This is a genomic window from Mammaliicoccus sp. J-M41 (assembly GCF_022385935.1).
Lineage (GTDB): Bacteria > Bacillota > Bacilli > Staphylococcales > Staphylococcaceae > Mammaliicoccus > Mammaliicoccus sciuri_A.
This window is the reverse complement of the sequence record NZ_JAJNIR010000014.1, coordinates 1-24,806: the sequence shown is the minus strand read 5'-3', so window position 1 is coordinate 24,806 and position 24,806 is coordinate 1. Positions and strand designations below refer to the sequence as shown.

Genomic DNA, 24,806 nt, shown 5'->3' with positions numbered 1-24,806 from the left:
TTACCATTTATGCCATTCACCATTTTCATCTATACTTGATAGCATTAACCAATCATTTTTAACTTTCGTGTTAAGCGCAGTATTTTCTTTGAGTAGTTTACGAATGTAATCATTCGGCGCTTGTATCACAACTAATAATCGAATCGGTGCATGATAATATTCCCCATCAGCTTTCATAACTGATTGCCAAGGTAAACCTGTCAGTAAATCACTACCGTTTCCTTGCATAACACCAATGCCACTCGTCACCGTCTGGGTGATTTTATTGCCGCTTCCGTAATAGTAAGGTGCAACTGTTGAAGCATAATATTGTAAGTTAATCCATTGAGCAACTGTCGCCGGCCCACTTAAAATTGTATTTAAAATTTCACCATCATGATCTTTCGTCCAGTCATAATTATGCAAGAACGCGCGACCATTTAATTGTGATTGCTCTGTTAATGTTCTCTTACCAATTACAAATGTTGCATTTCTAGCTAATCCCCATTCTGGTCGAATTTCACTCCAGTCACTTGCCAACTGTTCTGCTTTAGTTGTCGATTGTTCGTTTGAATGTTCCATACCTGGAATATCTTTAAGTCTTAAACGATTTGCTTGATGCCCAGCTTTAGGCAAAGCTAGTTTTAATTTTTCTAATGCGCGCTCAGCTTGATTTGAAAGTTGTGGCACATATAGCCATTCTAATTGATCAGTTGTCGTGCTATGTTCAGCAGCAACAAAGATTGTATCTTCCGGAATTATAATGTGATAGCTTTTGAGACTTTCTCTAACTTCAGGCAAATTACATAAAGTAGCTAATACTTTCGCATTGAAACCACTCGCTGAACCACCACATGCACCACAATCTAATGAAGCTGCATAAGGATTGTTTGCACTATGACTACCGTGTCCGCATATGACCACTAACGGCGCAAAATCTTCCGTTAAATCCATTAATTCCAATGCTTCTCGTGCGTAAGTAAGCTGTTCTTGTTTCGTAAACCCAATAGGTAAATCACCAAACCGATTGGGTGCATGATCTATAGAAAGTTTCGTTTCCGGTTTATTCATAAGATTTTTATTAAATCGATTGACCAAATCTCCCGTACGTTTAGGCATAAAGCTTCTCGCAATCGTTTGTACACTTAGCCATGAACCTGTTAGTTCTGGAAGCAACAGACTTGGTAATACATTTTGTTTCATTTTTTTAAATGTATAAAATATTGACGAAATACTTTTTTTCTTTTCAACGTAATGATTGGATTGATGTGCATCTTCGTATTCATAAATCTTATGTTGCGGTTTATTCATTACTGGTAAAGCATTATGTGTATGTTGATGTCCGAGTTCACACTTTTCAATTGGTAATCCAAAGAATCCTGCAATGCCAATCGTTTCGAAAGGACCTTCCATTTCTAATTGTCTTCTAAAAGGTTCCGAACGCGTATCAATACAAAAAGCGAGCTGTGCCTCTACAGGTGCTTTATCATCTTCATGATGGATATGAGATTGAATTTCACTTTGTAATTGTGACGCATATGTACCTTCCCAAGCTTCAAGCAATAATTTATGTTGTGTAATACGATCAAATTGATGTGCAAATGCTATATAGTCTTCTCGTTCACCTTGAGATAATGCGAACCAATTTTCCAACGTTAAAATGCCAGTTTTAAACCAAGATAGCACTAGAGAAATGTCATGGTCAGTATGTTGTTGTTCTTGAGCATGCTCACTCATCAATGTCCATTCCAAAGCCAATCTTATAGCTAAAAAATCCGTCAGCAAGTTTAAACGTTCGTCTTTCCAAAGCATCATACCTGCCCATCCTGGTAAAGCCAACAAGTGTATTTCAAGATATGATTGTACTTGTGCTTCTGATATACCAAGTTTGTCTAAACAACTTTCTATTGTTTCAATAGATGTTGATGGTAGCATTTTTATTTTATGCCTTTCTGCCTTCGATAAAGCAGGATCCAAATGAGCTAACCTCTTCCAGTTTTTATAGAAACCTTTACCATCTTTATGGATTGCCCATCCTGATTGATTATCATCAAGATATAATTTACTCCACTTAATCACTTGTGCATTCAACTTATCTAAATACGTCTGTCCAGAATATTGTTCAATACGCGTACTTAAAATAATGTCATCATCTTGTTGTTTATTTAGTGCAACATTTTCTAATGAGGTTCTTAATTGTTGTTGATCTTGTTCAGTAAGATTTACTTTGTGAGTTCTATTAAACAATATGCTTTCAGCGTATTCTCTTAACATCACTTTGTTTAATGGCGTATTATCGTTCGATAGCCATGCCGATAATCGTTCTTCTATATATTCCTGTTTAATTTCTCCATTTTCAATTGCAGCAAATAATAAACTTTCGTTCGGATACAAATCGACATCCTGTACCTTTTGAAACCATCTCGCAACATCTTCAAAAGTACGATCTTCTAAACCTGCCCAAGGATGTCTCGCTGCAAATATATTAATAGGAGAAAGTGGTGTTATGACACGACTCGCCTCTTTAATTGAATATGTGATGTCATTTTGTAATTCAATTGTTTGCGTCATGTTGATAACCTCCTTTAAACGTATGATTTTTCAAATAGCGTGGATGTGTTTCAATATTTTGCACTTTCGATTCACCTAAATGTACAATCCATAAATATATAATCGTGACGATTTTTGATGAATGATTTCTTGCAACCCACAAGTTCAGTGCACTTCCTATTAAAAGCAATACAATCATGATAATGACTGCAAATATAGGTGTATGGTTCACATTTGTTGCGTATTGATGTAACAAATCATGGAATAAATGATGTACACCAAAGTAGGATAAACCAACAATTAATAGTGCTAATAATCCAATGATTCTACCTAACTTACCCTCACCATATGCGACCAGTTGCGTCCATGAAACAGACAATGACCAAGCTAAAATAAGCGCACTGATGATTTGGTAACTACTTGTCGGATCCATAAGCCAAAAGATAATACCAATCATAATTGATAATAATCGACCAACTAGAACCCATATATATGACACACTTTCATTCATTCTTGAAGGCATATCAAAAGTTCTTACAGCAGAACCAGAACGTAAAAATAATGTCGCTTTAAATAATCCATGTAACATAAGATGAACGATAGCTGCTGAATAAACACCTAAAGCACATTGGATAAGCATAAAGCCCATTTGTCCAATCGTTGAACCTACTAACTGCCTTTTGTAATCCACATGTACTAAACTAATGCCCGCTCCCATCAATACTGAAATCGTTGCGATAATGATAAGTAACCCAATTATCCATTCATTTGTAAAAATCGGTGCAAATCTCGTTAAAATGACGCCACCTACATTTACAATACCGGCATGCATAATCGCTGAAACTGGTGTTGGCGCCGCTACAGATTCTATTAACCATCTATGAAATGGCCACTGAGCTGCTGGAATGATGACCGATATCACTAACATCAACTGAATAACCACACCTTGCCATGAATCAAATTGGTCAAGATGACCATTACTAAAAATAGTAGACTGTTGCCATTCACCCGTTATATTGTATGTCAGCAAAATCGCGATTACTAAAGCAATCCAACTAACGATAAAGATCACGCTAGTACTTTTCGCTAAACGTTTTGTAATATGCCATTGTTTGTTTAAACCGATTAAACGCGTTAAACAAAATAACGTTAACCCCCATAATATCGCCATTAATCTTAAATCATTACTTAACCAAGCAACTGAAGCAAACACCGTCAGAAAAGTAAATAATGAAAAATATTTACGATACTGAGCATCTCCATCTAAATAGCGTACGGAAAACCTTTGAATAATAAGACCAATGCTCAAAATAAAGAGTGCGAGCAACCATGACAATTTATCTAAATGCCAAAATCCTATATATGTATTTCCGCTTGTCATACACAAGCCAATTAATGCGATAAGCACTGGTATAAATGCGATTACTAAGTGAACATTAATATATGTCTTTGCCACTTTTGGTACTAAATATATGATGCTACTTATAAGCGCTAATCCAATTGAAATAAAAAATAATACTAATAAACCTGTCATGTCGGTTGCTCCTTTTCTGTTAAAAGCAATAAAAAAAGCCGACAATTTAAAACAAACCTCTCGTGCAGATTTGCTTTAATTGTCGGCTTCAATCAAACTAACGCTTACCGTTATTTTAATTGCTTCCTTATTATTTATATGTAATCTTTTTGAAATTTTTAATCGTGAGTCATTGCACCGTTTTTACTTTTTCAATTAGCCAATATCGATTAGCCACTTGCTAAAGTTTAGATGCTATGAATTTTTTATATACTTTAATAACATATATTTATTTTTAGCAAATGTCAATAGTTTGACTATTTAAAATATTCTATAGTTTCATTTATTCGTATTAATGATTATTCACTGTTAAAATAAAACAATATATTAAACAAAATGAGGAGATTAACATGAATAGATCAGACTTAATAGCACCAGAAACATACAATATTGTTAATGAAATCGAAAGACATGCAGCAGATGAAACGAAAGAAGCCATAATATTCGAAGATGTCGATGGCAACGTACAAACAATTACGTATGCTAAACTCATCCAAAATTCAAATAAAGTGGGCAACATCTTTAAAGCACAAGGCCTTCAAAAAGGCGACAAAGTACTTATAATGATGCCACGCTCAATAAAAACATATGAAGTATACATTGCTGCACTCAAACTTGGACTTATTATCATTCCAAGTTCAGAAATGTTAAGAACTAAAGACTTACAACATCGCATTACACACGGTGAAGTCAATGCAGTCGTAGTCATTGATCAATGTACAGGCGAATTTGATAATATTCAAGAATATGATCAACTCACTAAATTTATTGTAGGCTCTAAACAACAAGATTGGATTTCTATCGATGAAGAAATACAAACTGCAAGCTCAGAACTTACAGTTGATGAAACAAAACGTGATGATATCGCAATATTATCATATACATCTGGTACAACTGGATTACCAAAAGCTGTTATACATACACATGGATGGGGATTTGCGCACATCCAAACAGCGCCAAAACATTGGTTAAGTATTACAGACCAAGATACTGTATGGGCAACTGCAGCACCAGGATGGCAAAAATGGATTTGGAGTCCATTCCTATCTATATTAGGATCTGGCGCCATCGCATTTGTCTATAACGGCAAATTTAATGCTGCTAAATATTTGGACTTACTCGAAAAACATCAAATTAACGCATTATGTTGTACACCTACTGAATACCGATTAATGGCTAAACTACCTAATCTTTCAGACTATACATTAAAAGATTTACACAGTGCTGTATCAGCTGGTGAACCATTAAATAAAGAAGTCATCGAACAATTCAATCATAACTTTAACATTAAAGTAAGAGATGGATATGGCCAAACTGAGAATACATTACTCATCGCATTTTTAAAAGATACAGAAAGTAGACCAGGCGCCATGGGTAAAGCAATACCAGGTAGTCATGTTACTGTAATAGACGAAGATGGCGACCCAATAACTAACGGTGCGACAGGAGACATTGCCGTATCATTAGATTCACCATCATTATTCCAAGGCTACTTTAAAGACGAAGAACGTACCGAAAAATCAAAACGCGGAAACTATTATGTAACTGGAGACCGCGCAAGTTTAGACGAAGATGGCTACTTCTGGTTTAAAGGTAGAGAAGATGACATTATCATTAGTTCAGGATATACAATCGGACCGTTTGAAGTAGAAGATTCACTCACAAAACATCCGAAAGTACAAGAATGCGCAGTTGTCGCAAGCCCAGATGAAATCAGAGGTAATATTGTCAAAGCATTTGTCATCTTACAAAATGATATCGTAGGCGACGACGCACTCGTCAAAGAATTACAAACTTACGTAAAAAGTGACGTCGCACCATATAAATATCCAAGAGCAATCGAATTTGTATCCGAGCTACCTAAAACAAACTCAGGCAAAATACGCCGCGTTGAATTAAGAGAAGCTGAAAAAGAAAAATATCATCAACAATCATAGGAAAAGCAGTGATTGGAGGACGAGACAAAATGTATGTCTCGTCTTTTTTGTTTGAGGTGAGATATGAAGAGATGTGAGTTTACTACGCCTTTAACTAACATCTTCAGCAATCTCGTGTGTTTATTGCCTCTTTAACTCACATGTTTCACAATCTCGTGTGTTTATTACAACTTTAACTAACATCTTCGCCGATTTCACATATTTTACTCACCCCTCACACCAACAAAAAAGCATTCGACCGTATGATCGAATGCTTTACATATATTATCTTACGTATTCAAATATGCCTGCTGCTCCCATTCCTACGCCGATACACATTGTTACCATACCGTATTTGGAGTCTGGGCGTTTACTCATTTCTGACAACAGTTTACCTGTTAACATAGCACCTGTTGCACCGAGTGGGTGTCCGAGTGCTATTGCACCACCGTTAACGTTTGTCTTATTAATATCTAATCTTGCTTCGTTAATAGATGCTACTGTTTGTGATGCGAATGCTTCATTGAGTTCTACTAAATCGATATCATCTACTGATAAATTCGTTAATTCTAATACTTCTGGTATTGCATAAGCTGGTCCTATGCCCATTAATTTAGGATCTACACCTACTGCTTTAAATCCTACAAATTTAGCAATTGGTTTAACGCTTAATTCTTTTACTTTGTCACCTGACATCAATACAACAAATCCTGCTCCGTCTGTAAGTGGAGCCGATGTACCTGCTGTAACTGTACCGTCAGCCTTAAATACTGTTCTTAATTTAGATAAAGTCTCTAAATCTGTTTCTGGACGAATGAGTTCATCTTGTTTAAATGTTTCTTTCGTTACATTTGGACCGTTCTCATCGTATTTAACTTTATGCACTTCGATTGGTATAATTTCATCTTCAAACTTACCTGATTTTTGTGCTTCTGATGCTCTTTTATGACTTTCAACTGCATAAGCATCTTGTTCTTCTCTTGAAACTTTATATTCTTCAGCAACCATTTCTGCAGTTAGTCCCATAGGGTAAGAAACACCTGTATCCGCTTCTTGTAACTCTGGATTATTTGTTGGCTCATTACCACCCATTGGTACGGCACTCATTAATTCAACGCCACCTGCTACAAGCACATCTGCCTGCTCAGACATAATTTCATTCGCTGCTATCGCAATGGTTTGCAAGCCTGAAGAACAATAACGATTAACAGTTTGTCCAGGCACTTCATTTGGTAATCCAGCAAGTAATGCTATTGAACGCGCGATATTTTGACCTTGTAATCCTTCAGGAAAAGAGTTCCCCACGATAACATCTTGAACCATACTACCATCAAATGTACCACCTACACGATTGAGTACACCTTTTAATACTTGAGCTGCAACTTCATCAGGTCTTTCATGAAATAATGCACCACCTGGTTTAGCTTTACCTGCTGCAGAACGTCCGTATGCTACTATATATGCCTCTTGCATTGATATCCATCCTCTCTTATTCAACACTTCATTAGTTACGTAATGGTTTACCTTTTTCTAACATATGCGTAATACGATCATATGTTTTTTCATTTTTGAGTAGAGATAAAAAGCCTTCTCGTTCAAGCTTTTGAATATATCGTTGATTAATATACGTATTACGAGGTAAATCTCCACCTGCAAGTATATGTGCAACTTTTAAAGTAATTTCGTAGTCATAATCACTAATGAAGTGACCAATTCTTTGCGCATCTAGTTCAGCTTGTGCTAAAGCTTTAAAATCTCTGCCTAGCGCTGGATATTGAGCTTTAGGTTTAGGAATATAGTTTGCTTCAGATTCATATCTCGCTTTATTTAAAGCAACTTCAACACGTCTTTCTTTGTTGAAAATGATTGTATCGATATCTCTTAAATAACCATATCTCTTAGCTTCGTATGCATTTGTAGATACTTTAGCTAAACCTACATTCATTAATACTTTCGTAATCGATGCTTGTTTATCATCATTTTTATGATTTGTTCTAAGTACTCTATCTGCAAACTCTGCTAATCCACCACCTGAAGGTAATAGACCTACACCAGTTTCAACTAATCCAATGTATGTTTCACTCGCAGCAACGATAAATGGTGAATGTAAGACAACTTCACAACCGCCACCTAAAGCTCTACCATGAACTGCAGTTACGATAGGTTTAAGTGAATATTTCATTCTGCCGAAACTTTCATGTAATTTATCAATTGCCGGACCTACTAATTCATCTACTTTCTGACTTTCATGTGCTTGTTTCATTAAGAACAAGTTTGCACCGACACTAAAATTATTACCATCTGCATATATAACCATGCTTGTATAGTCTTCTTGTTCTAATAAATCAATCGATTCTATTAAGTCGTTCGCAAAGCCATCAGATATAATATTATTTTTACTTTGAATTTTGAGTAATAATTGATCTTTGTTTGCTACTGATAAATTAGAATCTTCTCTATTCCAAACTTCACGGTCAATAAAAGCTGATGTCGGTGTAACACGTTCTATTGATTCACCTTCTTTATAGAAGCCACCGCTTTGTTGTTCGATCCATTCAGGTAATTCACCGAGTTCTTGTTTCATTCTATCTTTAACACGGTCAAAGCCCATTAAGTCCCAAAGTTGGAACGGTCCTTTTTTCCAGTTAAATCCCCATACAAGCGCACGGTCTACATCTTTAAAGTCAGATGCAGCTTTAGGCACATTAATCGCTGAATAGTAGAAATTATTTCTTAATGTTTCCCATAAGAATTTACCTGCATCATCTTCAGCATTAAAAATAACATCTAAATTAGATTTTAAGTCTTTACTAAATTTAGTAAGAATTTCGAATTTAGGCGGTTCAGGTTGTACGTACGTATCGCTTTCTATATCGTAAACGAGTCTTGTCTTTTTATCTTTTTTATAGAAACCTTGTTTCGTTTTTCTACCTAACGAGCCATTTTTAACAAGTGTATCGGCAACTTTAGTATCTTTGAAATAAGGTTGCTCTTCAGGCACTTGTTGGAGTCCTCTCGTAACGGTAACGGCTATATCTAAACCAACTAAGTCAGATAAACCATATGTTCCGGTACTCGGTCTACCAATTGCTCTACCTGTTAAAGCATCTACTTCAATAATTGAAAACCCTTGTTCTTCGCCACGATACATAATGTCATTCATCGTTTGTGTACCAACTCTGTTCGCTACAAATCCAGGCACGTCATTCGCAACGACAACCCCTTTACCAAGTACTTCTTCAGCGAATACTTGTGTTCTTTCAACGATCGCATCTGACGTATTACGATTCGGAATGACCTCTACAAGTTTCATAATGCGAGGTGGATTAAAGAAATGTAATCCTAAAAATCTTTCTTTATCTTGATCGTTAAATGCTTTAGATATTGCTTCAATTGGAATACCTGAAGTATTCGTCGCGAATATCGCATTATCTTTCGCAACTTGAGTAACTTGCTTCCAAACTTGATGTTTAATATCTAATTCTTCTTTAACCGCTTCAATATAAATATCTGCATCATCTTCACCTGTTAAATCATCTTGGAAATTACCGTAAGATAAATTAGATGCAAATTCTAAATCGAATAATAAAGGTCTTTTAGCATCTGTAATCACATCATATGCTTTTTTAGAAATTTTATTCGGGTCTTTTTCATCGATTACTATATCTAATAATTTTACTTTTAAACCTGCATTCACTAATAGTGCAGCAATTTGGCTACCCATTGTACCTGCACCTAGAACGGTCGCTTTACTTATCGTCATAAAAAGTCCTCCAAATTCATATATTCTGAGTGTGTTTCATCTTGCTCAGTTAGCTTAAATAAATGCTGAATCTCCAGTTAATGCACGTCCAATTAACAGTGCATTGATTTCGTGTGTACCTTCGTATGTGTATACTGCTTCTGCATCTGAGAAGAATCTCGCAATATCATATTCAGCTAAAATACCGTTACCACCTGTGATACCTCGACCCATTGCGACAGATTCTCTTAATCTAAGCGAGTTCATCATCTTAGCAGTTGAAGTGGCAACTTCGTCATATTCACCATTTTCTTGCATTCTAGCAAGTTGAGCACATATAGACATTGAGTGTGCTAAATTCCCTTGCATCATTGCTAATTTCTCTTGGATTAGTTGATATTTACTAATTTCTTTACCGAACTGTTTACGTTCTGTTACATAATCAAGTGTTGCGCGTAAAGCACCTGCTAAAGCACCCGTTGCCATATAAGCAACACCTGCACGTGTAGAATAAAGTACTTTCGCAATATCTTTAAAACCATTTATATTTTGAAGTCTTTGATCTTCTTCAACTTCTACATTGTCTAATTTAATAATTGTATTTGGGATGATTCTTAAAGCAATTTTATTTTCAATCACTTCAATATCTACACCTGCTTGTTCTGGTCTAACAATAAAGCCTTTAGGTTTACCTGTTTCAACATCAACAGCATATACTGGAATAACATCCGCTAAATTTGCGCCGCCTATCCATTTCTTTTCACCATTTAAAATCCATTTATCTCCTTCACGTTTTGCAGTTGTTTCAAGACCACCTGCAACATCTGATCCATGTTCTGGTTCAGTTAACGCAAAGCATGTTCTTAGTTCATGTGATTGTAATTTAGGGATATAGTATGCAACTTGTTCTTTACTACCACCGAATAAGAATGAATTATGTCCTAATCCTTGATGGACACCTAATAATGTCACTAAAGATACATCGAATCGTGCTACGACATAAGACATGAAAAATTGGAATAATTGACTGGGTGTCTTAGCACCTTCACGCCCTTCAAATAATAATGGATTTTGGAAATAGTTGAGTTTACCCATATCATCGAAGAAGTCTTCTGGCACTGTCGCATTCACCCAATGTTCGTTGATCGTTGGACGATATTTTTCTTCTAATAAATCATCAAGTTGCTTTAAGAACTTGACTTCACCATCTGTTAATTGTTTCGAAATATTCAATACATCCTCTGGGAATAATGCTTTTAACGTTTCTAATTTTGTTGACATATAAATGACCTCCAAATATTATTAAAGCGCTTACATATTTCTCTAAAAAAATTTAGTATTCATGTTAGCGTCATCTTTGTTTATTGTTGAAACTTTCTCTTCATCATTTCTTTCACTTCTAACTTGTCTGGTTTAGCAGTTGAAGTTAATGGCATTTTCGTCACGGATAGATAATTTTTAGGTACTTTATAACTCGCTAAGTTCTCACGCATATAAGCATCTAATTTCTCTACGAAATCTGGGTCTTGTTCATTCAGTAACACAGCAGCCGCTACAGTTTCTCCGAATTTTTCATTTTCATAACCTACGACGACACATTGTGCGACGAGTGGATGACCAGCTAGAACGATTTCAACTTCAGATGGCAAGACGTTCTCTCCACCTGTAATAATCAGTTCTTTTTTTCTATCTACGATAAATATATCGCCATCTTCATCTATACGTGCTAAATCACCTGTTAAGAAATAGCCATCATGGAAAGATTTATCCGTTTCTTCTTGTTTTTGCCAATAACCTGGTGTAACTTGTTTACCTTTAATCGCTAATTCACCAATTTCACCTACAGGTACGTCATTGAAATCTTCATCAAATAATCTTGATTCTACGTACATGACAGGCTTCCCTATACTCATTGGCTTTTTAAGTGAATTAGTAGGTGTATTTATCATCGCTAATGGTGCTTCTGTTAAGCCATAACCATTAATAATATTTAACCCCATGCTTGCAAATTTTTTCTGAACACCAGGTAACGGTGCTGAACCACCTTGAATAAGAAAATCAATATTGTCAAAGTTCTTCACATCAAAGTTAGGTGCTACTAACATGGCGTAATACATTGTTGGAATAAGCGATAAGTAATTCGGTTTGTATTTAGCCATTAAATCATTGAGTTGTTCACCTTCGAAGTAACGATGTAATACGAGTGAACCACCTGCCATCAATAACGGAATGACTAAATCATTAAACCCAAATACATGGAACATCGGTAACGAAATAATAGATGAAAATCCTGAATTCACTTTATAAGTGAGTATCGTATTAATCGCATTCGATGTGAATGAATCATAAGTGAACATGACACCCTTTGGTAATCCTGTTGTACCACTTGTGTACATTAATGCCGCTAAATCATCACGACCTACATCTACTGTCTTGAATGGTTTATGATTTTTAGGATTTACAAGTTCATCATATTCAGGTGAATCGATATCCATGTGTAAATAGTCATCTGCAATCCCTTGTAAACTACTTAAATGACGATTTGCATAGAATATAAACTTCACACCTGAATCTTCAATAACACTTTCAATTTCGTTCGGTTTGAGTCTCCAGTTCATTGGGAAGTATACTGCGCCAATCTTAAATGAAGCGAATAGTAAGTCAATCACCGCTACATCATTAGGTGCAAATATCCCAACGACATCTCCCTTTTTTATGCCTTGTTCTTCAAGATGGTTGGCCAAGTTCTCAGCACGAATATTTAAATCTTGATAAGTCCATTCTGTTCCTTTTAGTGGATCGGTAACTGCTGCCTTTTCTTCGTCATATTGCGCTCTCGTTTTAATCCAATCGTAATTCATATTAAACTACCCCCTTAATAGTTTGAACCATTGTCTTTAATACGTTGTTGCAATCCTCCCCAATTTTCTTGATAAATTTGCTGATCCGTTACTTTAAGTTCTTCAGCAATTATCGGTTGAAATGCTATATTGGATAGAATATCTTTCTCTAAATCTAATCCAGCTGCAATTTCAATTAATTTGACACCTTCATCGGTTAATTGGAATACAGCGCGTTCCGTTACATAATAGACTTCTTGATTTAACGTTTTAGCATATGATGCATTGAAGTCCATATTATGTACTTGTTCAACAAATTTCTGAGCATGACCTTCTTTTTCAATTACTAAACCTTTATCATTCCAAGTAGCCTTACTTCCTACTACCATTGTTCCTGAGAAAATAATTTTTTGGACCGTTTGACTAATATCTATGAATCCTCCACAACCATTCATTCTATCGCCATATTTTGAAACATTGACATTACCAAACTGATCCACTTCAGCAAAGCTTAAATAAGCTACATCTATGCCTCCGCTATAAATAAAGTCCCATGTCATTTCATGTCGCATCTTCGCATCTAAATTGTAATTTAATCCGAAGTTTTGACCACTTCCTATCATTCCACCAAATACACCCGTATCTATATTCAGCTGAACTAAATCTTCAGCTTTTTCCTCAACCAATAAATTCGATAATTCATTGTTAATGCCAAACCCTATACTCACAACATTACCTACATTTAAAAATTGGGCAGCACGTCGTAAAATCACTTTACGTGTACTCAATTCATTAATTGGTTCAGGCATACTAAGTACTTTATATTCACCCGAAATAGCTGGGTCATAATAATTTTGAATGGTTTGTCTATGATGTTTTGGGTCATCATTTACACATACATAATCCACAAGCTCTCCAGGAATAAAGACTTCTGTTGGCTTAAAGCTACCATGTTGTACAATTTCTTTAACTTGTACAATAACTTTTCCACCATTTTGATGCGCCGCTAAAGCAGCACCATAGCCTTCTCCCAAATGTGCTTCATGATGCATATAAATGTTCCCCTCGCTATCAGCGTATGTACCACGAAGCAATGCAATATCAACTTTAGGAAATTTATATTGTAAATATTCCTCATTATTAATTTCTAATAAAGAAACGATATCTTCCTTAGTCACATCATTGACTTTTCCGCCTTCAAATCTAGGATCCACGGAAGTGTGTAAACCTATTTTAGAAATCATATCTGGAAATTTGGCTAACGAATTACGATAATGTGTAGCTAACAATCCTTGCGGTACAAAATATGCTTCTACATCATTATTCTTTATCGCTTCTATCGTTTTAGGTGAACCAATGATAATACTCATAATGAGCCTTTTAACCATACCTCTACTCACAAATGAATCTAAATCATAACCATCACCACGATAATCACTAATATCATTCGCAACCATAAAAGTTAAATCATTAAGATTTCCATATTCATCATGAGCTTTAACCAAATGTTTTAAGACACTCACTGGTAAATTACTCACTGATAATGCTGCCAGTGAAATAACATCTCCACTTTTGACAATGTCTTTCAAATCTTCGAACGAAATAATTTGCATACGATTATCCCCTATCATTCATAATTACAATCATTCCATAAAAGACCTCCCCAATAAAATGTAAGCCCTTACATTAGTAAATATAACATAGTGTAAATATGAAAGAAAAGTAAAAAGGTATACGACAATATCTTTTTAATTACAAATTCGAAATAATTACAACTAACACTTAGTACCTCCTCACATACTGTAGTTGTAATATTTTTTAAAATAATTATCGCTCGTTCAGAACATACGTATACCCTGAAAATCATTACGTATACAAAAAACTTCATTATATCAATAAAATATTATGGTCATTAAATTACTCATGCATCGTATATACAACAACATTGAAATACCAATCACCAAGGGAAAATATCACATCTCACACTAAAATAATTTGAAATATTATTGTTTGATAAATGAAACAATAATACACAAGCAAATAATTAGAAGGAAGATGATGAATGAATCACACTACAAAAAGAAAACATAAAAAAAGCCATTCCGACTTAACGGAATGGCTTCTGTGGTTCAACACTATTTATTTAATTCTAAAGCTTCTGCTGTTTGTTTACGAGTTTTCTTCAATAAAGCAGTATCTTCGATTAAAGATTCACCATATGAAGGGATGATTTCTTTAATTTTAGATTCCCATTTATCCATATATTGAGGGAAGTTCTTCTCGATTACTTCTAAAGCTACAGATACTGATGTTGATGCTCCTGGTGATTCACCTAATAAAGCAATTACAGTATGGTCTTCTGAATTTACAACTTCTGTACCGAATTGAATAAATCCACGGCCATGTTCTTCTGTATCTTTAATAACTTGTACACGTTTACCAGCGATATGAATATCCCAATCTTCGTCTTTTGCATCTGGTACAAATCGACGCAATTCTTTCATACGATCTTCTTTACGTTGTAATACTTGTTGAATTGAATATTTTACAAGTGATAAGTTTTTAACACCTGAAGATAACATTGTCACAACATTACTTGTATTAATAGATTTAAATAAATCTAAGTTAGATCCGTTTTTCAAGAATTTCGGACCGATTGCTGCGAATGGACCAAATAGTAAACTTTCTTTTCCTTGAATATAACGTCTGTCTAAGTGAGGTACAGTCATTGGTGGTGTGCCAGGTGGCTCTTTACCATAAACTTTGGCATTATGTTCACTTACAACTTTAGGGTTGTTACATACTAAGAATGCACCACTAATTGGGAATCCTCCAAGATGTCTACTTTCAGGAATTTTTGTTTTTTGTAGTAATGGAATGGCATGTCCGCCTGCACCGATAAAGATATAATCAGCAACATGCGTTTCTACTTTACCAGTTTCTAAATTACGAACTTTAACTTCCCATTTACTATTAGAAAGTTGTTTAAAGTCTACTACTTCATGACGGAAATGAACTTGTGCATTTTCGTGTTTTTCGATATTTTTAACTAATTTACGTGTTAATTCACCGAAGTTAACATCTGTACCTTCGTCAATTTTACTTGCTGCAAGTGGTTCGTTTGAATTACGACCTTTCATCATTAAAGGCATCCACTCAGCTAATACTTTATGATCTTCTGTATAAGTTAAGCCTTCAAACATTGGTAGAGATTTTAATGCATCATAACGACGTTTTAAGAAATCTACATTTCGAATACCCATTACGAAACTGATGTGTGGTAATGGTCTAATGAATTCTTGAGGATTCTCGATAGCTTTACTCTTAACTAAGTATGACCAAAATTGCTTAGAAATTTCGAATTGCTCGTTAATTTCTTTCGCTCTTTCAACATCAATTGAACCGTCCTCTTGCTCAACTGTGTAGTTTAATTCGCATAGCGCAGCATGACCTGTACCAGCATTATTTTTTTCATTTGAACTTTCAATTGCTGGTTGTTCTAATCTTTCGAATAACTTAATATTCCAATCTGGTTCAATATTTTTCAAAAAAGAACCAAATGTCGTACTTAAAATACCAGCACCAATGAGAATAACGTCTTTTGGTTGGTTATTATCCATTTTGATCACCTTTCTAAAATTTAAGATGTATTATATTCATGAATTGGGTATACATAAATATAAAGGTCTGAAAGAATTGCAACTTTCTTTAAGAGATATCTTAATTCTTTATATACCAATTCTAAATTAATATTGTGTAAAAGTAAATCATAAGGTGTTCTGGTCATACTATGTGTTGTAATAATACATTAAAAATTTTTATTTGAGCTTTCTAGTTGTAATTTCTCTTGTGTAATAATACACTAATGTTAAATAGGTATTTGTCTCTTGCTTTGAATTTTGGATATTCATTATGAGTAATCAAGGAGGTTTTTCAAATGACTGTTGAAGGTAAAAATCTTATAAAAGTGAACCGACAGAATGAACAAAGATCTTCAGAGATTTCAGTTATGATTGAAGAAGGTGGATTAGGCGCTGATAATTACTATCAAATTATTAAGCCAAACGCGAGCCATAGGGAAACAGAGGAAAACATTTTCCAATTCGAAGATGAAGTTAGTCAAAAAAGTGATTCTGAATTAATCGACTTACTTATTGTCAATGCACAGGAACATACTGCAGAGAATTACAAAGAAGCACAAAATATTATTAAAACTGAGTTATTGAAACGAATGTGTTAAGTGGATTTATAATATAAGACTGGACCATGATTGATATGGTCCAGTTTTTTATTTATTTTGCCGGCTAACGATCTTGTTTTCGACTCTTGATCGTTAGCCTCCTTCTATCTACTATCCTTTTTTGTATATCTTTGGTAAATTATGGTACAATATTTCTTATTGGAAATTTTTACAATTTATTGAGGAGTCAATGTGAAATGAATGGTCAAATGAAAGAGATAAAGTCACACTCAATTCGTTATTTATATGGTTTAGATGGCTTACGTGCAATTGCGGTTATAGCTATCATCATTTATCACCTTAATCCTAAGTGGTTATCGGGTGGTTTTTTAGGTGTGGATACTTTTTTTATCATTTCTGGCTATTTAATCACGAGCTTATTAATCCATGAATATCAACATACAGGCACGATTGACCTCTTACATTTTTGGAAGAAACGTATTAAAAGGTTACTGCCGGCAGTCTTATTTTTATTAAGTATTGTACTCATATATACGCTATTATTTGAACCGAGTATTATTAAAAATGTGAAACAAGATACGTTTGCTGCTTTATTTTATGTATCCAATTGGTGGTATATTTTTCATCATGTTAGTTACTTTGATAGCTTTAAAGTGATGCCACTTAAACATTTATGGAGTTTAGCAATTGAGGAACAATTTTACGTATTTTGGCCAATTTTATTAATGATTTTACTTCGCATTAAAAAGTTGAAAAGACATTTCGTTTTAGTTGTATTTATATCTTCTCTTATTTCATTATTGTTAATGATTTTAATTGCTGAACCGAATGTTGATAATTCAAGAGTGTATTTTGGAACAGACACTAGATTACAAACTTTGTTATTAGGTGTATTACTAGCATACATATGGCCGCCTTTTAGATTGAAACAGCAAATTATAACGCCGTTAAAGATTGGAATCGAAACGATAGGTTGTATTTCAATTGCGCTATTAATTTATTTTATGTTGACTGTTTCATCCAATGACAATTGGTTATACTTTGGTGGTATTCATCTTATATCTTTAAGTTCTTTACCTGCCATTGCGAGTGCCGTTCATCCTAGTACGTTATTATCTAAAGCATTAGGTAATCGATTATTGTTATGGATTGGACAGAGATCCTATAGTTTATATTTATGGCATTATCCTGTCATAACATTTACCAATAAGCATTTCGTTCAAGGGCAAATCCCCTTTTACATGATATTGATTGAAATCATATTAACGTTACTGTTAGCTGAATGTTCATATCGCTATGTTGAAGTACCCATTAGAGTACGAGGGTTAGCCTATTTTAAACCTGGAAAAGCTCAATTAAAATCACTCATTGCTAAAAGTAGCATTACTTTAGTATTAGTTGGTCTTACGTTAACAATACTTTCAGGACATTTTGATTATTTACAACAAACGCAACATCATCATGCCAAGACGACGTTTAAAGTTTCAAATCACGATGATAGGAATAGTTTGATATTACCTATTCCTAAAATTAATGTTAATAGCGAACAAACCATTAATCATAAAGGGAAACATCAAGAAAAGATGTTATTTATCGGTGATTCCGTCATGGTTGATATCGGCGAAGAAATACATAAAGCATATCCAGATGCAATAATAGATTGTAAAGTCGGCCGTAATTTAAATGATGCTATTCCACTCGTTCAAGAGAAATACAGTACATTTAACAAAGCTAATCAACAAGTAGTACTTGAACTTGGAACGAATGGCGATTTTTCATATGATGATTTGACGAAGCTCATTAAAATGTTCGGTAATGCCCATGTTTACGTCGTTAACACACACGTACCAAGAGATTGGGAACAAAGTGTCAACGAAAAACTTTCGAAAGCAGCAGATTCACATAAGAATGTTCAATTAGTCAATTGGTATCAAAAAGCAAAAGACCATTCAGAATACTTCGCATATGACGGCGTGCATTTAGAATATAAAGGCGTACAAGCACTCGTATCCGAAATAAATAAACATGTGAAATCATGATATTTGAAATTAACAAAAAACAGTCTAGAACCCTATTTCGTTCTAGACTGTTTTTTTCGTTTAGCTCTTATTGTTTCTTCTATAATTGAACCGACTATGAGACCGACTGAGATGATGATTTTTCCTATTAATAAAATCATACGAAATCACCCTTTAATAACATATTTGAGTTCTGAAACAAGTAATTATATTTGTGCTAATAATCCATAAGATTGCATTCTATCCTCATGCGTTATTGTATTTGTACTAACCATGATTTCATCACATTGATATTCTGCTTGAATCGCTTGAAGTCTTGATTGAACGGTTTCGACATCACCTATGATCATATTGTCTTTCATATCATAAAGCATTTCTTTTTCTCGGTCACTTAACGCATCAAATGTTTGTACTTTTTCCTTTTTATCTTCACCTTGCGCTTTAGGTATTAAACTTTCTATCGCAAGTGTTTCAGCTTCTTGATTAGTCTCTGCACATATAACAGATACCGTAACAATCACTTTAGGCGTTTCTTGATTTCTTTGTTCAAAGTGTTCACGGTAACGATCAACAATTGCACGACCATCTTGATCACTCATAAAAGCACCGAACACATATGGCATGCCATTTTTAGCAGCAAGTAAAGCACTTTTCTCACTTGTTCCTAATAACCAAGGTATTGGTGGTACATCAGGTTGAGGTAACACGTTTACTTTATGATATTCGTGATTTAAAGGAAATTGCCCTTCCAAGAACATCAATAATTCTTCTAACAGTTCTGGTAAAGCCCACACTTGCTTTAAAAACTGCGTCGATAATGCATTAGTTGCTTCCGCTGAGCCACCGGGTGCTCTACCTATACCTAAATCTACTCTATTTGGAAATAACGTAGCCAGAGTATTAAACTGTTCTGCAACTTTATAAGGTCTATAGTGTGGTAATAATATGGCACCTGCGCCAATTCTTATATGGTTTGTATGCGCACCAATATAAGAAAGTAATACTTCTGGTGCTGAGCTTGCAAGGTTAGACAAACCGTGATGTTCAGTTAGCCAATACCTTTCATAACCTAAAGCCTCTCCTAATTGTGCTAATGCCAACGAATCTTTAAAAGCATCATGTGCTGTTTGACCAGGTGCAATCGGTGATTGATCAAGTATACTTAACTTCATATTGTTCATCCTTTTTGTTCCTCAGGTATTTCTATAAGGACAAGACGGTACACCGCAACTTGATTTTCCTCATATAAATTTGTTAAAGACGTTGAATAATTGTAGATTTCACCTTTAAATTGCTTATTTTTAGCCGGAACTTCAACATCAAAATGCCCTCTATATAACAAAACAGCAATATCGTGATACGCTTCGCTCGTTACATTAAATTCAATCGTTACTTTATATAACCCATCTACAGTTTCGTCTTCAAAATGTGTTAATGGAATATCCGTTTCATCTAAATATATATGTTCAACCATTTATGTCACCTTCAAAATTTATATTTAATATCTAAGTTCAGTATAATATGTCGAAAGATATAATACATGCATTCTGTTTATAGCGCATGAATACTTGAGTGAGTATCTAATCATTTATTTGTCACGCATTCATTAAACGCTTACAATATAATATGAATCTAAATGTGGACTTGAAATGTGGTGGGATTATTGTTAGAAAGACATGTGAAATTAATGAAACTATTACTTTTAAATCGTGATAGTTATTTAAACGGGACTGAAATAGCTGACTATTTGAATGTTTCAAATAGAACTGTAAGAAGCGATATTAAATATATTAATAGTGAAATTAAAGATGTCATTATCAGTATTAAAGGGCGTGGTTATCAATTAAATCACGAGTTGTATCAAACTGAAGAGATAGAAACCATTCTGAATCAATATACGGAAAAGAACGGTCAAACGCTCATCAAGATGGCTTATCAATTATTAATGTATAAACAATCTGTTACGCTTGAGCAATTATCTGATGACTATGCTTTAACGAAGAATGAACTCATCGATCATTTAAATCAAATTCAAGCTTGGTGTGAGTCTTATGACGTTGCAATTAACCTTGTTAAAAGAAAAGGCGTAACGGTAAGTGGCAATGAAATGGATATTCGCAATGCTATTCTTCATTTAAACCAGCTCTCTACAAACAATGTTAAAGTAGAGGACTTTATTTTGAATGAAATTCCAAAAGCGCATAGCGAATTAATGATGCATATTATGGAACAACACTTAGAGCATTACCATATTCAAACTTCAAAAGTGCATATTAAACAGTTGCTCGTACACCTGATCATTATTTTCAAAAGAATCCACGATACAACTGAACAATGGGATATTAATCAAGAGGCATTGGCCATTTCTCGGGCAATTATAGAAGATATTAATAGACAGCTTAAATACACTTTAAGCGATGAAACAGCGAAGCTATTTTCATTTTTTATTAGCTATTATTTTGACAAATATGACCTAGGCTTCAAACAAATATTTATTCAAAGTTATATTGAACGTTTAATTTATCAAATGAATGCCAAAGTCGGTATAGATTTTATGCAAGATGCTGTACTTCGTGAAAATGTTTATTCACATTTCAGCAGAACATATTTGCGCATTGTTAAGAACGTTTATATTAACAATCCGCTTACAGAGGATATTAAACAGCAATACCCGTTTGTGTTCAACGCTTTATATGAAACGGTTCATTTACTTGAAGAAGATGCACAACTCAATTTAAGTGAAGATGAGATAGCATTTTTAGCATTGCATTTTCAATCATCAATAGATCGTAATGTACAAGATCAATTTAATGTTGTCATTACTTGTTATTACGGACTTGGGATTTCAAGCTTATTAGAAGCAAAAATTCAAAAATTAAACCATAAAATTAATATTACGGATACGATTAAACTTGAAGATGTTTCAACATACCCATTCACTAACACAGATATACTTGTTACAACACACGACATTGACTTGACACATCTACCTAGTAATGTACAAGTTGTTCAAGTATCGCCGTTATTTTCAGAAGAAGATGCACATAAATTTCAAACCATTTTAAATCAGAAGCAAAACCCTGTTTTAAACAACGATGCATTATTGCCTATCGACTTTCTATCAGTACCGATCGAAACAGACATACATTCTACTGTTGATATATTCCAACATGCAGAACATTTGCTTAATCAACAACATGCAATATCAAGTGGGTATATTGAAAGTGCGTTAGAAAGGGAGAAGTTCTCATCAACTTATATTGGAAATGGCATTGCTATTCCACATGGCGACCCTACTAAAGTATTTAAGTCACATGTATTAATGTTTAGACTCCGACAAGATATATCATGGAAACAGCATAAAGTTCATTTAGTATTTTTCTTATCTATTGCAGACAAAGATAAACAAGTAATGAAGAAAATCATACACAGTGTTGCTACATTAACAGAACAAAATGTTACGCATTTACTAAAACTAGAAGATGAACCATTCAAACAATATATCATTGAACGTTTTAAAGAATAATTGCCACTACTAACGGCAATTATTCTTTTTTATGCTTTAGTGAATGCGTTTACAATTGAATTAAGAAGGAGCTGACGTTATGAAAATATTAGCAATTACATCTTGTCCAAACGGGATTGCACATACTTATATGGCTCAAGAAAAATTAGAACAAGCCGCAAAAGAAATGGGCATAGATATTAAAGTAGAAACACAAGGTGGTGTCGGTGCAGAAAATGTTCTGACATCAAAAGAAATTAGAGAAGCAGACGGTATTATTATCGCTGCTGACAGACAAGTTGATTTATCAAGATTTGACGGGAAACGATTAATTAACGAAAGTGTTAGAGAAGGTATTCACAACCCTAAATTATTAATTCAACGCATCATCGATCAAGATGCGCATATCCATCATGAAAAAGGTGGCAATAAACAAACAGATGATGACGAAGATCAAAAAAGCGGTCTACAAATGGTCTACCAACATTTAATGAATGGTGTTTCATTCATGGTGCCATTTATCGTAGTCGGTGGTTTATTAATGGCCATTGCTTTAACTTTAGGTGGGCATACAACACCTGAAGGCCTTAAAATTCCTGATGATTCATTCTGGAAATCTATTGAAAATATCGGTAGTTTAGCATTTAGCTTTATGGTCCCAATTCTAGCTGGTTACATTGCAGTTAGTATTGCTGATAAACCAGGTTTAGTACCAGGTATGATTGGTGGCGCAATTGCTGCTGATGGTAGCTTTTACGGAAGTGAAGCTGGTGCAGGATTCTTAGGTGGTATTGTCGCTGGTTTCTTAGCAGGTTATATTGCAAAATGGATTAAAAACATTAAAATTCCTAAAGCAATGGCACCGATTATGCCAATTATCATTATTCCTATTATTTCTTCAATTATTGTAGGACTTATTTTCATATTTGTTATTGGTGCACCGATTGCGAGTATTTTTGAAGGCTTAACAACATGGTTAAAAGGTATGCAAGGTACAAATAGTATTATCTTAGCGCTTATTATCGGAGCTATGATTGCATTCGATATGGGTGGTCCAGTAAACAAAGTTGCTTTCTTATTCGGATCAGCTTTAATTGCTGAAGGAAACTATGCCGTTATGGGTATGGTTGCAGTAGCTGTATGTACACCACCAATTGGTTTAGGTCTTGCTACTTTTATCAATAGACGTAAATTTAATAAAGGTGAAATTGAAATGGGTAAAGCATCATTTACGATGGGCTTATTTGGTATTACTGAAGGTGCTATTCCATTCGCCGCACAAGACCCATTACGTATTATTCCTGCAAATATGATTGGTGCAATGGTTGCAGCAGCGATCGCAGCTATAGGTGGCGTTGGCGATAGAGTTGCACATGGTGGTCCGATTGTAGCTGTACTTGGTGGTATCGATAAAATACTATGGTTCTTTATTGCTGTCATCATCGGAAGTAGTGTTACAATGCTTGTTACACTTTTATTAAAGAAAAAAGAAGCAACAGTTGCAACACCTGAAATGGAATCATCTAATAGCGGTATCACAACATCATTTATGGGATTAGATGAAGATGATAACGATCAAAAAGAAACATCAAGTTCAAATGATGAAACTCAGACAGAATCAGAACAAGTCTTTCATGAAAAAGTCATTACGATAGAAGACGCTGAGATGTCTCGAGATGACGCAATAGATAAACTGATTCACAATTTAAAACATCACAACTTTATAGACGATGAAGAAATGTTAAAAGAAGCTGTATTGAAACGCGAATCAGAATCAACAACAGCAATCGGTATGAATGTAGCCATCCCGCATGCTAAATCAAATGTTGTCAAACAGCCTGTCGTAGCTGTTCTGAAAAACAAACATGGTGTTGAATGGGAAAGCTTAGATGAAACACAACCTAAAATCATCTTCTTAATTGCTGTACCAAATGATAGTAGTGATACACACTTGAAGCTATTACAAAGACTGTCACGTACACTTATGGATGATGAAACAAGAGAAAAATTAATCAACGCTGAAAGCACAGAAGCTATTTATAACATTTTGAAAGAAATTTAATTTAAAAAGCCTGGAACGAAGGGAGTGTAAAATAAACTGTGTAAGTAGAGAACGTACGACTCTACTTCACAGTTTATTTTTTATATAATCTAGCGCGCTATCGCTTACTATATCCGTAAAAAGTGTTGGTTAAAAATCAAACCAACTACTTGTTACGGATGCCGAGCTAAATACTATGCATAGTGTTAAAATACACTTATTAAAACTTGGAGGTTAGTTATGGCTAGAAAAAAACGAGATCCTAAATCTGTCGAACTTGCTAATAGAATTATTGCTGAGTATGCACCTGAATCTGTTGAAGATATGGAAAATGGTTCTGTTGCAAAGTAAAAAAAATATAGCTAACCACTAATTTATCATGTCAGTGTTCGCTTAACTTGCTAGCATGATGCTAATTTCGTGGCATGGCGAAAATCCGTA

15 protein-coding genes are annotated in these 24,806 nt (G+C 34.5%); 5 read left to right on the top strand and 10 right to left on the bottom strand.

The features are described 5' to 3' along the window. Both LQ686_RS07165 and LQ686_RS07160 read right to left on the bottom strand, forming a co-directional pair. On the bottom strand, positions 1-2,550 hold the full coding sequence (locus LQ686_RS07165; RefSeq protein ID WP_107596377.1) for a DUF2309 domain-containing protein: 2,550 nt from the start codon (positions 2,548-2,550) through the stop codon (positions 1-3). After that, positions 2,534-4,063: an NADH dehydrogenase subunit 5 gene (locus LQ686_RS07160; RefSeq protein WP_025907231.1), complete on the bottom strand. Its 1,530-nt coding sequence runs from the start codon at positions 4,061-4,063 to the stop codon at positions 2,534-2,536. Before LQ686_RS07160 ends, LQ686_RS07165 begins: the two co-directional genes overlap by 17 nt. 389 nt (positions 4,064-4,452) lie before the next feature. Between LQ686_RS07160 and mbcS the strand changes: the two genes are divergently transcribed. Next, positions 4,453-6,039 (top strand): acyl-CoA synthetase MbcS, encoded by a 1,587-nt coding sequence (gene mbcS, locus LQ686_RS07155; protein ID WP_107572884.1) that lies wholly within the window; start codon positions 4,453-4,455, stop codon positions 6,037-6,039. A gap of 264 nt (positions 6,040-6,303) precedes the next feature. Here the strand turns inward: mbcS and LQ686_RS07150 are convergent, their stop codons facing one another. The 6 genes from LQ686_RS07150 to mqo form a co-directional block, all read right to left on the bottom strand. Beyond that, on the bottom strand, positions 6,304-7,491 hold the full coding sequence (locus tag LQ686_RS07150) for a thiolase family protein (RefSeq protein ID WP_239733239.1): 1,188 nt from the start codon (positions 7,489-7,491) through the stop codon (positions 6,304-6,306). A 31-nt stretch (positions 7,492-7,522) separates the two neighbouring features. Then, complete coding sequence (gene fadB / locus LQ686_RS07145) at positions 7,523-9,781, bottom strand: 3-hydroxyacyl-CoA dehydrogenase/crotonase FadB (RefSeq protein WP_107596376.1); 2,259 nt, start codon at positions 9,779-9,781, stop codon at positions 7,523-7,525. Positions 9,782-9,835: 54 nt separating this feature from the next. Beyond that, positions 9,836-11,041: an acyl-CoA dehydrogenase FadE gene (fadE, locus tag LQ686_RS07140; protein ID WP_025907634.1), complete on the bottom strand. Its 1,206-nt coding sequence runs from the start codon at positions 11,039-11,041 to the stop codon at positions 9,836-9,838. Between the two features lie 80 nt (positions 11,042-11,121). Further along, positions 11,122-12,621, bottom strand: coding sequence for a long-chain-fatty-acid--CoA ligase FadD (gene fadD, locus LQ686_RS07135; RefSeq protein ID WP_107509281.1), 1,500 nt, complete (start codon positions 12,619-12,621; stop codon positions 11,122-11,124). Positions 12,622-12,635: 14 nt separating this feature from the next. Then, complete coding sequence (gene fadX / locus LQ686_RS07130) at positions 12,636-14,213, bottom strand: fatty acid degradation protein FadX (RefSeq protein ID WP_107565362.1); 1,578 nt, start codon at positions 14,211-14,213, stop codon at positions 12,636-12,638. A gap of 522 nt (positions 14,214-14,735) precedes the next feature. After that, positions 14,736-16,220: a malate dehydrogenase (quinone) gene (gene mqo / locus LQ686_RS07125; RefSeq protein ID WP_025907630.1), complete on the bottom strand. Its 1,485-nt coding sequence runs from the start codon at positions 16,218-16,220 to the stop codon at positions 14,736-14,738. A gap of 317 nt (positions 16,221-16,537) precedes the next feature. On the opposite strand from mqo, the gene LQ686_RS07120 reads away from it, so the two are divergent. After that, complete coding sequence (locus LQ686_RS07120; protein WP_025907628.1) at positions 16,538-16,840, top strand: hypothetical protein; 303 nt, start codon at positions 16,538-16,540, stop codon at positions 16,838-16,840. Between the two features lie 197 nt (positions 16,841-17,037). Further along, a complete protein-coding gene (locus LQ686_RS07115; RefSeq protein WP_107617791.1) occupies positions 17,038-18,840 on the top strand; it encodes an acyltransferase family protein in 1,803 nt (600 codons plus the stop codon). A 185-nt stretch (positions 18,841-19,025) separates the two neighbouring features. Here LQ686_RS07115 and LQ686_RS07110 read toward each other — a convergent pair whose 3' ends face one another. Together LQ686_RS07110 and LQ686_RS07105 are read right to left on the bottom strand one after the other, a co-directional pair. Beyond that, positions 19,026-19,991: an LLM class flavin-dependent oxidoreductase gene (locus LQ686_RS07110; RefSeq protein ID WP_103361684.1), complete on the bottom strand. Its 966-nt coding sequence runs from the start codon at positions 19,989-19,991 to the stop codon at positions 19,026-19,028. A 5-nt stretch (positions 19,992-19,996) separates the two neighbouring features. Beyond that, the gene (locus LQ686_RS07105) at positions 19,997-20,293 is read right to left on the bottom strand and encodes a DUF3219 family protein (RefSeq protein ID WP_025907599.1); all 297 of its coding nucleotides are present in this window, start codon (positions 20,291-20,293) and stop codon (positions 19,997-19,999) included. 189 nt (positions 20,294-20,482) lie between these two features. On the opposite strand from LQ686_RS07105, the gene LQ686_RS07100 reads away from it, so the two are divergent. Together LQ686_RS07100 and LQ686_RS07095 are read left to right on the top strand one after the other, a co-directional pair. Next, complete coding sequence (locus LQ686_RS07100; protein ID WP_239733238.1) at positions 20,483-22,345, top strand: BglG family transcription antiterminator; 1,863 nt, start codon at positions 20,483-20,485, stop codon at positions 22,343-22,345. A 79-nt stretch (positions 22,346-22,424) separates the two neighbouring features. Next, entirely contained in the window at positions 22,425-24,386 is a 1,962-nt protein-coding gene (locus LQ686_RS07095) for a fructose-specific PTS transporter subunit EIIC (RefSeq protein WP_070369348.1), read from the top strand. Positions 24,387-24,806: the final 420 nt, after the last annotated feature.

Coding starts and splice junctions, on each gene's coding strand:
- LQ686_RS07165 (WP_107596377.1), bottom strand. CDS start 2,550: ATGACGCAAACAATTGAATTACAAAATGACATCACATATTCAATTAAA.
- LQ686_RS07160 (WP_025907231.1), bottom strand. CDS start 4,063: ATGACAGGTTTATTAGTATTATTTTTTATTTCAATTGGATTAGCGCTT.
- mbcS (WP_107572884.1), top strand. CDS start 4,453: ATGAATAGATCAGACTTAATAGCACCAGAAACATACAATATTGTTAAT.
- LQ686_RS07150 (WP_239733239.1), bottom strand. CDS start 7,491: ATGCAAGAGGCATATATAGTAGCATACGGACGTTCTGCAGCAGGTAAA.
- fadB (WP_107596376.1), bottom strand. CDS start 9,781: ATGACGATAAGTAAAGCGACCGTTCTAGGTGCAGGTACAATGGGTAGC.
- fadE (WP_025907634.1), bottom strand. CDS start 11,041: ATGTCAACAAAATTAGAAACGTTAAAAGCATTATTCCCAGAGGATGTA.
- fadD (WP_107509281.1), bottom strand. CDS start 12,621: ATGAATTACGATTGGATTAAAACGAGAGCGCAATATGACGAAGAAAAG.
- fadX (WP_107565362.1), bottom strand. CDS start 14,213: ATGCAAATTATTTCGTTCGAAGATTTGAAAGACATTGTCAAAAGTGGA.
- mqo (WP_025907630.1), bottom strand. CDS start 16,220: ATGGATAATAACCAACCAAAAGACGTTATTCTCATTGGTGCTGGTATT.
- LQ686_RS07120 (WP_025907628.1), top strand. CDS start 16,538: ATGACTGTTGAAGGTAAAAATCTTATAAAAGTGAACCGACAGAATGAA.
- LQ686_RS07115 (WP_107617791.1), top strand. CDS start 17,038: ATGAATGGTCAAATGAAAGAGATAAAGTCACACTCAATTCGTTATTTA.
- LQ686_RS07110 (WP_103361684.1), bottom strand. CDS start 19,991: ATGAAGTTAAGTATACTTGATCAATCACCGATTGCACCTGGTCAAACA.
- LQ686_RS07105 (WP_025907599.1), bottom strand. CDS start 20,293: ATGGTTGAACATATATATTTAGATGAAACGGATATTCCATTAACACAT.
- LQ686_RS07095 (WP_070369348.1), top strand. CDS start 22,425: ATGAAAATATTAGCAATTACATCTTGTCCAAACGGGATTGCACATACT.